Origin of the sequence: Rhodohalobacter halophilus (genome assembly GCF_001715195.1) — a bacterium.
In the GTDB taxonomy this organism is placed as follows: domain Bacteria; phylum Bacteroidota; class Rhodothermia; order Balneolales; family Balneolaceae; genus Rhodohalobacter; species Rhodohalobacter halophilus.
The window spans coordinates 1-14,959 of sequence record NZ_MDWE01000034.1; the positions used below are offsets into that span (position 1 = coordinate 1).

19 protein-coding genes are annotated in these 14,959 nt (G+C 43.0%); 9 read left to right on the top strand and 10 right to left on the bottom strand.

Features of this window, described 5'->3' with window-relative positions:
* Nucleotides 1-265, bottom strand: a 265-nt coding sequence (locus BG260_RS09520) for a redoxin domain-containing protein (RefSeq protein WP_408005561.1), incomplete at its 3' end; no start/stop codon positions are given.
* Between the two features lie 149 nt (nt 266-414).
* On the opposite strand from BG260_RS09520, the gene BG260_RS09525 reads away from it, so the two are divergent.
* From BG260_RS09525 to BG260_RS09535, 3 genes are read left to right on the top strand one after another with little or no spacing between them, the layout of a single operon-like run.
* A complete protein-coding gene (locus BG260_RS09525) occupies nt 415-1,149 on the top strand; it encodes a hypothetical protein (protein WP_069132064.1) in 735 nt (244 codons plus the stop codon).
* Nucleotides 1,149-1,442 (top strand): hypothetical protein, encoded by a 294-nt coding sequence (locus tag BG260_RS09530; RefSeq protein ID WP_069132066.1) that lies wholly within the window; start codon nt 1,149-1,151, stop codon nt 1,440-1,442. Before BG260_RS09525 ends, BG260_RS09530 begins: the two co-directional genes overlap by 1 nt.
* A 3-nt stretch (nt 1,443-1,445) precedes the next feature.
* Nucleotides 1,446-2,207: an MBL fold metallo-hydrolase gene (locus tag BG260_RS09535; RefSeq protein ID WP_245683941.1), complete on the top strand. Its 762-nt coding sequence runs from the start codon at nt 1,446-1,448 to the stop codon at nt 2,205-2,207.
* Here BG260_RS09535 and BG260_RS09540 read toward each other — a convergent pair whose 3' ends face one another.
* The 9 genes from BG260_RS09540 to BG260_RS09580 form a co-directional block, all read right to left on the bottom strand.
* A complete protein-coding gene (locus tag BG260_RS09540) occupies nt 2,208-3,284 on the bottom strand; it encodes a mannose-1-phosphate guanylyltransferase (protein ID WP_069132068.1) in 1,077 nt (358 codons plus the stop codon).
* 99 nt (nt 3,285-3,383) lie between these two features.
* Entirely contained in the window at nt 3,384-4,445 is a 1,062-nt protein-coding gene (locus BG260_RS09545) for a sensor histidine kinase (RefSeq protein WP_069132070.1), read from the bottom strand.
* An 11-nt stretch (nt 4,446-4,456) separates the two neighbouring features.
* Nucleotides 4,457-5,134 carry a response regulator transcription factor gene (locus BG260_RS09550; RefSeq protein ID WP_069132072.1) on the bottom strand — a complete coding sequence of 226 codons (678 nt, stop codon included), beginning with the start codon at nt 5,132-5,134 and terminating at the stop codon, nt 4,457-4,459.
* Nucleotides 5,135-5,218: 84 nt separating this feature from the next.
* Nucleotides 5,219-5,812, bottom strand: coding sequence for a Holliday junction branch migration protein RuvA (gene ruvA, locus BG260_RS09555; RefSeq protein ID WP_069132074.1), 594 nt, complete (start codon nt 5,810-5,812; stop codon nt 5,219-5,221).
* Between the two features lie 25 nt (nt 5,813-5,837).
* Nucleotides 5,838-6,416: a crossover junction endodeoxyribonuclease RuvC gene (gene ruvC, locus BG260_RS09560; protein WP_083750231.1), complete on the bottom strand. Its 579-nt coding sequence runs from the start codon at nt 6,414-6,416 to the stop codon at nt 5,838-5,840.
* Nucleotides 6,417-6,631: 215 nt separating this feature from the next.
* On the bottom strand, nt 6,632-7,468 hold the full coding sequence (locus BG260_RS09565) for an enoyl-ACP reductase FabI (RefSeq protein ID WP_069132076.1): 837 nt from the start codon (nt 7,466-7,468) through the stop codon (nt 6,632-6,634).
* 198 nt (nt 7,469-7,666) lie between these two features.
* Nucleotides 7,667-8,542 (bottom strand): OmpA family protein, encoded by an 876-nt coding sequence (locus BG260_RS09570; RefSeq protein WP_069132078.1) that lies wholly within the window; start codon nt 8,540-8,542, stop codon nt 7,667-7,669.
* Between the two features lie 6 nt (nt 8,543-8,548).
* The gene (locus tag BG260_RS09575; protein ID WP_069132079.1) at nt 8,549-8,920 is read right to left on the bottom strand and encodes a DUF4398 domain-containing protein; all 372 of its coding nucleotides are present in this window, start codon (nt 8,918-8,920) and stop codon (nt 8,549-8,551) included.
* 197 nt (nt 8,921-9,117) lie between these two features.
* Nucleotides 9,118-9,891: a hypothetical protein gene (locus BG260_RS09580; RefSeq protein WP_218089757.1), complete on the bottom strand. Its 774-nt coding sequence runs from the start codon at nt 9,889-9,891 to the stop codon at nt 9,118-9,120.
* Nucleotides 9,892-10,000: 109 nt separating this feature from the next.
* Here BG260_RS09580 and BG260_RS09585 point away from each other — a divergent pair, with 109 nt between their 5' ends.
* The 6 genes from BG260_RS09585 (at nt 10,001) to rplS (ending at nt 14,931) form a co-directional block, all read left to right on the top strand.
* Nucleotides 10,001-10,804, top strand: coding sequence for a hypothetical protein (locus tag BG260_RS09585; protein ID WP_069132081.1), 804 nt, complete (start codon nt 10,001-10,003; stop codon nt 10,802-10,804).
* A gap of 203 nt (nt 10,805-11,007) precedes the next feature.
* Complete coding sequence (ffh, locus tag BG260_RS09590; protein WP_069132084.1) at nt 11,008-12,351, top strand: signal recognition particle protein; 1,344 nt, start codon at nt 11,008-11,010, stop codon at nt 12,349-12,351.
* A 47-nt stretch (nt 12,352-12,398) separates the two neighbouring features.
* On the top strand, nt 12,399-13,289 hold the full coding sequence (rpsP, locus tag BG260_RS14545) for a 30S ribosomal protein S16 (protein ID WP_069132086.1): 891 nt from the start codon (nt 12,399-12,401) through the stop codon (nt 13,287-13,289).
* 15 nt (nt 13,290-13,304) lie between these two features.
* Nucleotides 13,305-13,850 carry a ribosome maturation factor RimM gene (gene rimM / locus BG260_RS09600; RefSeq protein ID WP_069132088.1) on the top strand — a complete coding sequence of 182 codons (546 nt, stop codon included), beginning with the start codon at nt 13,305-13,307 and terminating at the stop codon, nt 13,848-13,850.
* Nucleotides 13,850-14,545 carry a tRNA (guanosine(37)-N1)-methyltransferase TrmD gene (gene trmD / locus BG260_RS09605; protein ID WP_069132090.1) on the top strand — a complete coding sequence of 232 codons (696 nt, stop codon included), beginning with the start codon at nt 13,850-13,852 and terminating at the stop codon, nt 14,543-14,545. Before rimM ends, trmD begins: the two co-directional genes overlap by 1 nt.
* 23 nt (nt 14,546-14,568) lie before the next feature.
* Nucleotides 14,569-14,931: a 50S ribosomal protein L19 gene (rplS, locus tag BG260_RS09610; RefSeq protein WP_069132092.1), complete on the top strand. Its 363-nt coding sequence runs from the start codon at nt 14,569-14,571 to the stop codon at nt 14,929-14,931.
* The last annotated feature ends 28 nt before the right edge of the window (nt 14,932-14,959 follow it).

Consider the following 14,959-nt stretch of genomic DNA (forward strand, 5'->3'; position numbering starts at 1 on the left):
ATATTTTTGAAAACATGGGAAATGTCACACCATAGTTCATTTCACAAAATTGTGCAATTTCTTCATCACTGCCCGGCTCCTGCCCACCAAAATTGTTTGCAGGGAATCCCAGAACATAAAACCCTTTACCCTCATACTCTTCGTACAACTCCTGAAGTTCTTTGTACTGAGGCGTATATCCGCATTCAGATGCTGTATTTACAATAAGTAACACGTTCCCCTCGTATTGAGATAGTGATATTTCATCACCCGACAGAGACTTCATTTCAAATTGATAAAGCGTACTTTCTATATGTAAAGTCATAAAAATTAGTGAACCAATTAAAAGAGATATTGTTTTCATAGATACATACATTTGATTTATTGTTGAACCATTTCCTTACTCAATATCATTCCCAGTAAATATTTATAAAAATGAAGAAATATACCGTTGGACTTTTACTTCTATTCCTGTTTGCTATCAGCCCTTTATCCGTCACTGCACAGATGTTCTCTGTAGAAGATTCATCACCGAATCGAGTGCAACCATTAGGCCTATACACGACGATAAGTGCCGGGTGGGAAATTGGCGATTTCAATAACCGTCAATCCGGGATAAACCTTAATGATGACTACAGTTTTAATGACAATATTTACAGAATCAGACTCGAAAGTCCCGGAATAGATGTTGGTCTCGGTTTCGGTGGCAGATTATCAGGAATGGATAGCAACAGCTATGTGAATGTAGTCGGACGGTTACACAACAACCTCAACCTTTATATGAATGATGACCGTTCATTCATCCTTCGGGCTCCCATTCAAATAACCACCGACCTGAAAAGAGTTCAGAGAAACAACATTGATTCCGAGTTTCAACAGAGTTCATTCATATTTGGTGCAGGATTGATGGCCGATGTTCGAATTGCAGAAAATATAGATTTCTCTGTGAAAGGAACTCCAAACTATGGATTCAGTTTTTCGCAAGGGAACCTGTTTGGCGGGAGTCTGTTCCGGACAGATGGCAGAACCCATCTCTTATTCCGAAACTTATTTGGGGATAAAGGGCTCTCTGTTGGTTATCATTTCGATTTCAGGCGATATGACATTGACGGTGATCAAAATGATTACGATTATACATCCCACTCATTTTCAATCGGACTCATCTTCTAATGAAAACAGAAACGTTGTTACTTGAGTTAGAATCGCTTTGCGAAAAAGGAGGGTATACCATCCGAAAAGAGAGAGGTGCATTTCGCGGGGATCAGTGTGTAATTGAAGGTGACAAATTGATCGTCATCAACAAGAATAAACCGCTTGAGTCGCAAACTGCTATTTTAGCACGGGTACTGAGAAACCTCAACACGGATGAAACCTACATTAAACCGGCTGTTCGGAAGGAACTGGAAAAAATCTGGGACAGACTGCAGAGATTCAAAGAAGAGGATATAACTGAAGAGCTCTGATTTATGATGAAGTGTACATTTTTAGGTACCGGAACATCCATGGGCGTTCCGGTTGCAGGCGGTTTCGGTTCAGACCACATCAAAGGTGATCCGCGAAATGAACGAACCCGATGTTCGATGTGGATTAAAACCGATAAATCCTCAGTGATTATTGATACCGGACCGGAATTTCGGATTCAAACAATCCGGTCCGGAGTAAAACAGATCGACCTGGTGTTGATTACCCATGAACACATGGATCACATTGCAGGATTGGATGACCTGAGAGCCTTTAATTATACACAGAAAGGGGCCATACCACTCTTCACGTCCGAACAGACAAAAAACTCTATTCTGACTCGCTTCAACTACATGTTTGGCGAAAACAGGTATCCCGGCTCCACATCCGTGGATATTTCAGTAATCGATAGCAGGACAACCTTTCGGGATCTGACCATCACACCGCTCCCTTACAATCACGGCCGTATTCAGGTTCAGGGTTATCGCATTAATGAGATCTCCTATTTGACGGATGTTAAATCTATTCCGGAATCTACCAAAGAGCTGGTAAAGGGTAGCAGAGTTATGGTTTTAAGCGGACTGCGCTGGCAACCGGAACACCCTACTCATCTTACCATTCCTGAAGCAGTTCAAATTGCAGATGAACTTGAAATCCCTCAAACCTATCTCATCCACATGAATGGCTTTGTTGATCATGAGGAGTCGAATAAACAACTCCCCGATCACGTACAACTGGCCTACGACCAGATGGAAATCACGGTCTAATCAGAGAAATTCTTTCAGATCGGGGTTTGACTTCAGCTCTTCAACCACCTGTTTAACTCCCTGCGCTTTTTTCAGGTTTACAACCAGAATTGCCTTTTTCGTTTCTACTACGGCTACATTATCAACCCCAACGAGGGAAACTAATTTTCCACTGTCGGTTTGAACTAAATTTTGAGATGAATCCACAAAGCAGATCTTAGCACTTCCAATCGCGTTTCCGTTATCATCTTTTTCTGAAAGTTCATGAACAGCCGTCCAGCTCCCTACATCATTCCACCCAAATTCGCCGGGCACTACGTGCACCTTCTCGGCCTTTTCCATAATTCCATAATCAATGGAAATGGACGGACACGCCTGGTAAAACTGGTTGATATCTTCTTGATTTAAATCAGAATTTTGAAGCTTTTCCGTCAATTTAAAAACCTCAGGCAGATATTTCTTAAAAGCATTCAAAATGGTTTCTGTTTTCCAGATAAACATTCCGCTATTCCAGAGGTAGTTTCCATCAGAAAGAAACTTATCTGCCGTTTTTCGATCCGGTTTCTCAGTAAAATTTTTCACTGAATAGACAGGGTTCTCCCCCACACTGATTATGCTCTTTTCATTGTAGCATATGTAACCGTATCCGGTTTCCGGTCGATTGGGCTGAATTCCAATTGTGACGAGAGAATCCTCCCGTTTTGCGGTATCAATCGCAGTGTTCAGAATATTCAGAAACGCTTTCTCATTTTTGATCTGATGATCTGCCGGCAATACAACCATCACCGAATCCGGGTCCATCTTGTTCATAATGGCTGCAGCTGCGGCAACACAGGGTGCTGTATTCTTGGCTACCGGTTCACCTATAATGAATTTTTCCGGAACTTCGGGAAGCTGTCTTTTTACTATTGGAACATAGTTATCGTTGGTTACCACCAGAACATTCTCCGTCTCAATGGCACCTTTCAGCCGTGCCACCGTCTCCTGAATCATCGTCTTTTCACCAAACAGGTTTAGAAATTGTTTGGGTAGTGCTTTGGTGCTTTTCGGCCAAAACCTTGTTCCGGATCCACCGGCCATAATTACAGCGTAGGTCATAAATAGTCTTGATTTTACTTGTTAAGGCATTTCCATCAATTGCAGATTCCACCCCTAAGTTACCGGATGAATTGCCTCAGAAAGGTAGAAAAAAGAGGATCAAACCGAAACGTGAGAAACGCGTGAGAGTGTAAAACGAAACGTAGAGCTTTTCTCAGGTTCGCTTTCAATGGTGAGTTTCTCGCCGTGTGCCTCAATGATGTGCTTTACAATAGAGAGACCGAGCCCTGTTCCGCCCTTCTCCCTGGATCTCGATTTATCCACCCTGTAAAAGCGTTCGGTTACCCGTTCAATATCTTTCGGGTCTATACCGATACCTGTGTCTTTCACAAAAAGCTCAACTTTATCCCGATTGAGTACAGTTACTCCTATCTCAACTTTTCCATTCTCTTTGTTATACTTGATGGCGTTTTCAATCAAATTCACCAGTACCTGTTTAATCTGGTTACGATCAGCCCGGATCTGAATATTTTTGTCAAAATCATGTAAAACAAGCTCAATATTCTCTTTTTGAGCTTTAAACTGCAGGCTTTCGACCACATCCATTATCAAATCCCGAAGAAATACCTCCTGGATATTGGTTTTTAACTCGCCTGTTTCAAGCCGGGAAATCTCCATCAAATCTTTCGTCAAATAGGTAAGCCGGTTCACATTACGCATGGCTTTATGAAGAAATACCTCATTCACTTCATCATCATGAATGGCTCCGTTCAGCAGAGTTTCGATAAAACCCTGAATGGCAAATATCGGCGTTTTTAATTCGTGAGAAATATCACCGATAAACTCCTTCCGGTAATTTTCAATCTTATTAAGGCGGATCAGCTCTTTCTCCACCATCCGGCTTGCACGGATGGTCTGTTTAATCAAATCATCCAGCTCGTCATTTTTTTGTAGCTGAATATCATCATACACCTCAAACTGCTTATGCGATATGTTTTTGATGATTCGAGTAAGCTGATTGACTCTTGAATTGTGCAGATATGCCGAAACCAGATAAATAATGGCAAATACAATTGCGAAAAGTATCACAAACAGAAGAAGGGCATCAAATGAACTCAACCCAATGATGTACCAGATAAGCAGCGAAATCGTCGGCGCAATAACCATCGATGATATTCCCGCGGTGCGGAGAGATATGGCAGAAAAAAAGTTTTTTTTCAACGATTCTCCCTTTAATCCTTAAATCGGTAACCGACCCCTTTTACCGTTTCAATATAGTGATCGCCCAGTTTTTCACGGATTTTACGAACATGAACGTCCACGGTTCGATCAACAACATAGATGTTATCACCCCAAACTTTATTGAGCAAGGTTTGCCGGTCGCGAACTTTCCCTTTACGGCTCGCCAGATAGTAGAGCAGCTCAAACTCTTTTCGCGGAAGCTGAAACTCTTCTTCGCCCCGGGTAACGATGTAACGGTCCTTATCGATTTCGAGATCGTGAACGACCAGTTTATTTACCTCTTCTTCGGTTTCATCGTATCTGCGAAGTACAGCTTTAATTCTTGAAAGCAGCTTTGTTGTGCTGATCGGCTTAGTAACATAATCATCCGCTCCGGTATCCAATCCCTCCACCTCTGTTTTTTCATCACTTCGGGCAGTCAGAAAAATCACCGGAATTCCCTTAAGGTCTGGACTCGACCTCATTTTTTCGCATACCTGTATGCCATCCATTTTCGGCATCATAATATCCAGAAGCACCAAGCTGGGTTTGTGCTCATTCGCCATTTCCAATCCCTGAACGCCATTTTCGGCCTTCAGTACATTGTATCCCTCTTTCTTCAGGTTATACTCGATCAGATCGAGTAAATCCTGTTCATCATCAACGACAAGAATGGTTTGTTTTGACAAATCAAATAAACTTAGTTTGAATTATGGTTCTCACGTAACGGAGTAAGAACACTTACATGATAACCATTTTGTGTTAAGTAAATATTATCTGTTCATCGAGCTCAACGCACTCTTCACAATATCCGAAACTGAAATTTTTGGATTGGCAGCCGCAATTTTTTGTACTGCCTGTTCAGCATCCCGCTTTTTAAATCCAAGCGCCTCCAAAGCAGAAGTAGCCTCCTCGAATCTGCTTCTCTGCTCGGTTGAGCCGGTGGCCACTGATGGCTGATTTTCATCGAATAGCTTGTCTTTCAGCTCCAGACACATTCGTTCTGCCGTTTTTTTACCTATACCGGAAATTTTGGAAAGTGCCGCTGTATTTTGGGTTACAATCGCTTCCATCAGGTTTGCTGCCGGCATCCCCGACAAAATCGTTAAACCCAATTTTGGCCCGATTCCCTTTACGGTAATCAATCGTTCAAACAAGTTTTTCTCTTTGGATGAGGCAAACCCAAACAGCCGCTGGTCGTTGTCGGTAATATGATGATAGATTAAAATTCGAATCTCCTTCCCGGTTTCGGGCAATGTCTGCAACGTTTGGCTTGAAATCTCCACCCGATAGCCAACTCCCTGCACATCAATTATGCACTCCTCTTCCGATTTACTGTGAAGAATTCCGTTCAGAAAGGCAATCATAAAAAATGTCGTTTAATATTGAGGATCAATGTTCTTTTACACGATCGGGATTTGCATCCACAAAAGCAGCCCAGCTCGATTTGCTATTATTTTGATGCATCTTCTTTTTGAGCTGCTTAGCCGGTAAATGTCCGGTTTTGGTGTGATGACACCATGCTACCGCCAGGGCATCTGTGGCGTCGTCTTTTAATTTCTTATCAGGCAACGTCATCAGGCGCTCCAGCATAAAGGCAACCTGTTCTTTGCTTGCATTTCCATTCCCGGTTATCGCCTTTTTCACCGCTTTGGGGTAGTACTCAGAGACCGGAATTTTCTGATTGGTAATAGCCAGAATGGCCGCGGCTTGTGCCCGCCCCAGTTTCAGCATCGCCAGCGGATCCACTCCGTAAACCGGAGTTTCTATAGCACATTGAGTAGGTTTATGCTCTTTGATCAGCTTGGTAATTTCATCAAAGATAAACTGAAGGCGATCGTTGTGATCGTCCATTTTTGCCATTCGAATTACATCACAAATATCCGCCCAGTATTTTCCATTCTCCTCTTCCAGGATGGCAAACCCCGTGGTTCTTGAGCCGGGATCGATACCGAGGATTTTAATGGCCATGGCCGAATAGATTGATTTTAGCTGCGTTTCGATTAATCAATTGATTTCACACAAAAAAGTGAGTAAAGGTATTTTTCAATTCAAACCGTTGAAAGTTGAATCATTTCTTAAAACCTCCCCTCTATCCCCTCCTTAGAAAGGAGGGGAAAATCTAACGATCGATATTACATTTTAAATATCAGATTCATGACAAATACCATGTCTCAAAATTGAACTTACTCTTCGTCGGCGTAGAGTTTTACGAGTCCGTCAATCATCTCTTCAGAAATACCGCTGGTTACAAATCCGCCATCGTGATAGAGATTTTGCATCGTTACCTTTCGGGTCAGATCGGAGAAAAGTGTTACACAGTAGTCGGCGCACTCATCGGCAGACGGATTCCCAAGAGGGGCGATTTTTTCAGCAAATGTATACATGCTGTCAAATCCTTTAATGCCAGATCCGGCCGATGTTTTGGTTGGTGCCTGAGAAACAGTATTCACCCGGATTCCGCGATCAGCCAAGCGGCTTCCATAGTTTCGGGCAATACTTTCGAGCAGCGCTTTAGCGTCATTCATGTCGGAGTACTTAGAGAAAATTCTCTGGGCACCAATGTAGGAAAGCGCCACCACGCTTGCTCCGTCATTAAGAACACCTGTCTTCTCCGCATGGTGAAGAACTCTGTGCAACGAAATGGCAGAAATATCGAGTGTTTGCTTATACCAGTTATAATTCAACTCTTTATAATCTTTCTTCTTTCTAACATTGGGTGACATTCCCACAGCGTGAAGAATAAAATCGATGCTACCGAGCTCCTCTTTGGTTTTTTTCATCAACGCTTCAACATCCTCATCATCGGTCACATCGCACGGAATAATCGGGGCGTTCGTCTCTTCACCCAATGCATCCAGTGTGCCAAGACGCAGTGCAACCGGAGCATTGGTCAATACAAAATCTGCACCTTCACGCTTGCAGGCCAGGGCAATTCTCCACGCGATACTACGCTCATCCAGCGCACCGAAAATAATCCCCTTTTTTCCTTTTAATAATCCATATCCTTTTTCCTGAGACATATCTGTAAACTGATTTAATAGGTTGATTGCTGTTCTGAGATGAAAATAACTACTTCACCCCTCACATCGAAATATAAAAAGAGAAGCCACATTCAATTCTCATGATTGTGGGTTGCTGCAGCTGAGTGATTAAGCAATATAAATGGCCGTACTTTTACCCGATGGTATGGCGGGCGAAACGTAAACAGTTGGTATAAGTTAGTTTTCTCTTACAGGAATAGATCCGGATTGATCCGAAATAATAACTTCTACCCTGCGATTTTGCTGGCGTCCCGATTCTGTTTGATTGGTTGCTACCGGATAGCGAACACCATAACCAACAGTCTCAATCCTGTTTGATGAAATTCCCCGGTTAATTAATGCCCGTTGTACAGAATTTGCCCTTCTCAAGGAGAGGTTTTGATTATACTCTTCCGAGCCGATACTGTCGGTAAATCCCTCAATCATTACATTTCGTTCGGGATACTCATTAAGAAATTGGGCAAGCTCGGCAACAGCACGCTGGCCACCGGGCTTCAGTTCTGCACGGTCAAAATCAAAGAGTACATCACCCAATGTAAGTACCAGTCCGCGTTCTGTTTGCTGTGCTTCCAGTTCATTAACTCTTGCTGCGAGTTCTTCAGCCCTTTCCCTTGCTCGTTCAGCTTCTTGCCGTTCACGCCGAGCCTCTTCAAGAGCCTGTTCCGCACGCTGTTCAGCCCGCAACGCCTGATCTCTTCTTAGATCGATGAGAACGCGTTGTCGATCCGGTTCAGCTCTCTCAATCTCTACTTGTGCCTGATTCAAGTTTGCTGTCTCTTTGGCAATCGCCGCTTTTTGCTTGGCCAGATAGGCATGGTGATCAATCAATGTGCGGTCGGCCCTTGCCTCCCATAGTAACCGGCTGCGCTCCAGCTCCTCTTCTGCTTCAACCAGGGCAACCGGTGCATAAACCAATACCGTAGAGTCTTGCGAAACCGTTTCAAATTCAGCTTCTGCTTCTTCAAGCATTGGAGTCATCACAAGCGGTCCGCTGCAAGCCGTTAGAAGAAGTAAAAGTCCTGGAATTGTAAATAATCGTAGCATTATCTTCATATCATTTCACTCTTTATTTTCGCCATCACGTTTACTCAATTCCTCCTCAAGCAGCCTGATACTCTCCCGAAGCTCCCGAACAGCCAGCTGGGCTTTCCCGGAAAGTGTTTTAATCTGTGCCAGTTCGGCGTCTACTTTGGCTTGCTCAGCAAGCCTTGCCGCCTCTTCATAATCTTCATTGTTATATGCGGCGTGAGCCTGTTCCAGCTTCTGCCTGGCTTGACGAATTTCGAGCGGAGCGTAATCCCCGGCACCTATTTGGTCGGCCTGGCGAATCACCGTTTCAGTTTCTGTAAGTTGCCGGGTGGGTGGATTTGTAGAAGCACAAGCCCCGGTAAGGAAAATCAAAATGGGTAGTGCCGTTTTTAATACGTTCATAAACCTGATCCATACTTGTGTCGAGTGGCTATTATGTGGAGTTGTAAGCCACTCTAAACAAAATGTTCCCTGATCTTAAATAAGATGGTTCAGGTCTTTATCTTCCAAAAGGTATAGTTACGCCAAGCCAGGGAATACCTATATAATCACCTCCTCCATCTGTGGGGCGAAAGAGCCCAAAATCAACTGCAAACTGTTCACTTGTCCAGCGTGCACCTTACAGATAGTATACCTCCTGCTTCAGTTTCTGGAACAAAATAGTTCTCTGTAAGAAGATAGAGCCGGCGATTTACCCGAATCATTCCACTTATATTAATTAACGGTGTGCTTGATACTTCTTCACCCGCATATCCATACCCAATTCCCACAGTCAAATTTTTATCCCGGTCGCCCAATGTACCCACGCCGTAAAAAAGGCCCAGGGATTCTGTTACCGTTCCGATCAGCCCGCCAATCATTGCACCGGCCCCAAGGTGAAGCTTTTCATTAGCAACCGGAAACGTGACCTTGGGCAGAATCCAAACAGGGGTTGACGAAACGCCAAATAGAAACAGCGGTACAATTCCACCGCCCAGAGAGAAATTGTCTGAAATACCATAGTTCACATTGTTGAAAAAGATCCAGGTATTTTGATAGTATCCTCTCCCTTTTGGAAGACCCAGGGCGTTAGGTGCAAAAAAGTAACGTGTGGCTTGTGGATTTTCGTAATAGTAAGATCCATTTATAATTCGTTCGGAATCAATTTGAGTCATACTTCGAATATTCTCCCTTAGAATAGTTACTTCACCTACAGACTCAACATTGAGTACTACAGACTGATCATTTTCTGAAATCAGGTAGCCAAAAAAAACATTGCCTTCAATCGATTCAACTCTATACCATTCTCTCTCTTCTGCCTGCCCATGTGCCGGCGTGCTCCACACAACAAGCAATAAACTAAAACGAAGAACTATCTGTACAACTGTTTTCATAATTGCAATCTCATTCATTTAGGTTCTACGCATATTACACTATTTGCTGCCATTAATTTTAACTATTTAAAAACATATATTTATTCTTAAATATTGCATAACTAATAAAATGATACAAAAACGTTTCATCCCCTTATTAACAGTAATTACCGGTGTTATACTTGTAACCTGCGGACTTTTACTTGTAGGGTTCTACATATATACTGCGATTCATTCTATAGGGCAGGCTGATTCCTCTCTCATTTTCTGGAATATACCGATTGTATTCCTTGGTCTGATGCTGAGCGTTGCCGGAGTTTTCTTTATTGTTACAGGATATAACGCCCGTACCAAACCGTCTCTTTATAAGCTTTCAAAATATTTACTCATCGTTCTTCTAATCGTAACCATTTTCACCATTGCATATGTATGGTTCGGAGAGTACAGGGCTGAACAGATAAGAAATGAACTTCGGGTGCAGCACGAAATCCTATCTGAACTTATGGAAATTGAAAGTGTTGAAATACGGAATCTCTCCACGGAAGCATTCATCTTACACACAATTATAACCGGAGAACAAACCGGTGAATATGAGATGACTGTAAAGCTATTCGATTCACAAGATGAACTCTATCAAACTTCAGAGCTGCACAATCTGATTAATTTAGAAAATGAAATCATTACCGAGCTAACTTTTGATGATTTATTTAAAATATGCAGAGATAGCGGTTCAGAAAATCGCTCCTATTTTTGTGTAGATGGTGCCGGTACAAACAATACAAAATTAAACATTAAAATTACTTTAAAGCCCCGCAACCTGAACAATATTGAATTGAAACCGGATGATGTGGAAACATCGTGGACAACTTCATTGATTTTGGATACCATAACCCGGAATGGCCTGGTAAATGTGGAGAGTATAAAAGAGGGATAAAAAACAAAACACCTCTTACAAGCCATTTTAACCGGGTATTAGGCACATCTATATTCTTCTGTTCTGATTCTATTCGCCTTTTTTAAATAGAAACCGAAATATTCATAGATTCTGTGTTGATAATTCAGGGGAATGTCCGTATCATTTGAGACTCTGCATCAATCGATGCTTTTATTGATATTCTAATTAAACGTGCCTGTGTAATGTTTGAAGATTTGTCTTCTAAAATAGAATCAGCCGTACAGTCCTTGAAGGGGCAGTCGAAGATCACCGATGTAAATATCGCTGAGACCGTACGCGAGATTCGTCGTGCCCTGCTTGATGCAGATGTAAACCTGGAAGTTGCCCGAAAATTCACCGAAGATGTGAAAGAACGGGTTATGGGGTCTGATGTATTAACCGCCGTGAACCCTGGCCAGCAGTTCACCAAAATTGTTTATGACGAGATGGTGAAGATGCTTGGCGAAGAGCGATCTGACCTGGCCGTTGCCAATACCCCTCCCACCGTAATTTTGATCGCAGGTCTGCAAGGATCAGGAAAAACAACTTTTGTAGGGAAACTAGCCCGTTATCTCAAAAAAGAGAATAACCGAAATCCAATTTTAGCCGCAGCCGACGTTTATCGTCCTGCTGCAATCGATCAGCTCAAAACCCTTGCATCCGAAATTGATGTGCCGGTTTATTCCATCAATCAAAAAGATCCGGTTCGTGTAGCAAAAGAAGCCGTATCGATGGCAAAAAGCCTGGCACTGGACACCGTTATTATTGATACCGCCGGCCGCCTGCACGTGGATGAGAAAATGATGGATGAGGTAGCCGAAATCAAGAAAGCGGTTAACCCTGATGAAATTCTGTTTGTTGTTGACGCCATGACTGGCCAGGATGCCGTAAACACAGCCAAGGCGTTTAACGACACAATCGATTTTGATGGAGTGGTATTGACAAAGATGGACGGAGATACCCGCGGCGGTGCTGCACTATCCATCCGTTCAGTTGTTGAGAAACCTATCAAGTTTATGAGCACCGGCGAAAAGCTGGATGCTCTTTCCCCATTCTACCCAGACCGGCTTGCTCAGCGGATTTTGGGTATGGGTGATGTAGTTTCTCTGGTAGAGAAAGCTCAGAAGGAATACGACGAAGAGCAAGCTCAAAAACTACAGAAAAAGATCAAGTCAGATAAATTTGACCTGGTCGACTTTTATGATCAGATCCAGAAGATCAAAAAGATGGGAAATCTGACCGACTTGGTTGGAATGATTCCCGGTGCTGACAAAGCAATGAAGGATCAGGATTTGGATGAAGATTCATTCAAACCGATTGAAGCCATTATCAACTCCATGACGCCGGAAGAACGTCACGATCCTTCACTTTTAAATGGTGCTCGTCGTCGCAGAATTGCGAAAGGATCCGGCACGTCTGTTCGTGAAATCAACGAGTTGATGAAGCAGTTTGAACAGATGAAGAAGATGATGAAGACGATGAGCAAAATGAATAAAGTAGGCCGCGCCATGGAAGGATTAAAAAACCTCCCCTTTGGACGCCGGTAAACATCAACAAGAATATATACCAAACAAAACCTTAAAGGAGTACATCATTGATTAAAATACGCTTACAACGAAAAGGAAGAAAGAAACGCCCTTTTTACCACATCGTGGTAGCTGACAGCCGTTCTCCTCGTGATGGCCGAATTATTGAAAGACTTGGCCGTTTCGATAACGTGAGTGAAAGTAAAGAGCTCACATATGATGAAGAACGTGTAATCCATTGGCTAAAAATCGGTGCACAACCAAGCGACACCGTTCGCAGCATTTTTAAGAAAGAGGGAATCCTCTACAAAATGCATCTGATGCGATGGGGTAAAAGTGATGAAGAGATTGAAGCTGCACTCGATGAGTGGAGACAGGCTCGCGAAGAGAAGAACAAAGAAGATGACGTAAGCCGAAAAGCTAAACAGCAAGAAATTCTGAAAGCTGAAGAGAAAGAGTACAAGAAACAGCTTGAAGAGAAAGCTGCCGCTGCTGCCAAAGAACTCGAACAGAAGAAAGCTAAAGAAGAGGCTGCAAAAGCTGAAGCTGAGGCAGAGGCCAAAGAGGAAAAAGCTGAAGCCGCTGAAGAGACTTCTGAAGAAGTAGAAGCGAAAGAAGAAGCTGCCGAAGAAAAAGCTGAGAAGAAGGAAGAGGCTAAAGCAGAAGAAACGGAAGAAGCACCTGCTAAAGAGGAGGCCAAAGCTGACGATTCTGAAAAAGAGGAAAAAGCTGAAGCTAAGGAAGAAACTAAAGATGAGCCTGCTGAAGAGAAGGAAGAAGCCAAGGCAGAAGAGGAAGAGAAGAAAGAGCCCGTATCTCAGGTTTCAACCGATATGACCGCTGCAGAAGCGATTGACCATATTAAAAATACCCCGCTTGATGATCTGAAAGGATTTGTTCCTGAGGATGAAGATCGTGTTACGGTTCAGCGTGCATGGGACAGCAAGCAGGAAGAATAAATATCTGTACCGGTTATGAGTAATTTGACGGATAACCGGTTTACAGAAATTGGCCGTTTTGGCAGGCCCAGAGGATTGGATGGCAACATCCGTTTCCAGCCAAATGAAAATTTTGTTGATGGACTTTTTGTTCAGTCCGACCTCTTCTATATAAAGAATGAACGGTCTGATCTGATACCTGCCAGAATGGAATCGTGCAGGATTGAAGAGAAAAGAAATCAACAGACGTTCTTTGTAAAATTTGATTTAATCGCTGACCGGAATGATGCGGAAAAGGCAATGAACAAAGCTCTCTATGTAGTTACAGAAGAGCTTCAAAGCCTTAGAGATGAACAACCGGCCGATACGGAAGATATGATCGGCTACAGAATCATCTCAAATAATCAGGAAATTGGAAATGTGCTGGATATATTTGAAAATCCGGCTCATCCCATTCTTGAAATTAAGTATCAATCCGGTTCGCTCCTCATTCCAATGGTAGATGAGTATATTGATCGTGTTGATCACGAATCTGATTCAATTTACTGCAAAAACCTCCATCAGTTAACAGAAGAGGCTTAATGCTTAGAATTGATATCATATCAGGTGTACCGGAACTCTTACGAAGTCCGCTCGACCACAGTATTGTGGGACGAGCCAGAGAAAATAACCTGGTTGAAATACACACCCACGATTTGCGCGACTACTCAGAGGATAAACATCATAAAATTGATGATTACCCCTATGGAGGAGGAGCCGGAATGGTGATGACAGCTCAGCCCATTTTTTCCTGCATACGAAAACTGCAAAGTGAACGGACTTATGATGATGTACTCTTTACAGCCGCAGATGGGAAAAAGTTTGAGCAGAAAGATGCAAACAAGCTGTCGCTTAAAAAAAATATCATCATTCTATGTGGCCACTATAAAGGAGTTGATCAGCGTGTACGGGATGAACTGATTACCGGAGAATTTTCCATCGGTGATTTCGTTCTGTCCGGTGGAGAATTGCCGGCATTGGTTATGACCGATGCCATTGTTCGCCTGCTGCCCGGCGTGCTTGGAGATGCCGAAAGTGCTCTTACCGATTCCTTCCAGGATGACCTTCTGGAACCGCCTGTCTATACCAGGCCGGCAGAGTACGAAGGTTTGAAAGTTCCGGATGTTTTACGTTCCGGAGATCATAAAAAAATTGCTGAATGGCGCTCCGATATGGCGATTAAACGAACCAAACAGAGAAGACCCGATTTGTACGAAAATTTTAAAAAGAAAAACTAAAGCCCAGTAACGAGGACAATATCATGGATAAATTGAAACTTGTAGAACAGACCGTTGTACGCGACGATCTACCGGAATTTACAGCCGGAGATACCGTAAACGTTCACTATCGTGTTCGTGAAGGGGATAAAGAGCGAATTCAGCAGTACCAGGGCGTTGTAATTAACGAACGCGGAAGTGGTGCCAATAAAACGTTTACCGTACGTAAAATGTCGGGCAGCGTGGGCGTAGAAAGAATTTTCCCTCTTTACTCACCATTTATCGCTAAAATTGAAGTGAAGAAAAAAGGACGTGTACGTCGTTCTAAACTCTTCTATCTGCGCGATCGAAGAGGTAAAGCTGCTCGAATCCGTGAAAAAGATTCGACCCCGAATAAAAAACAGTAGTTGCTATTTTTAAAGGCGATGTAGTCCA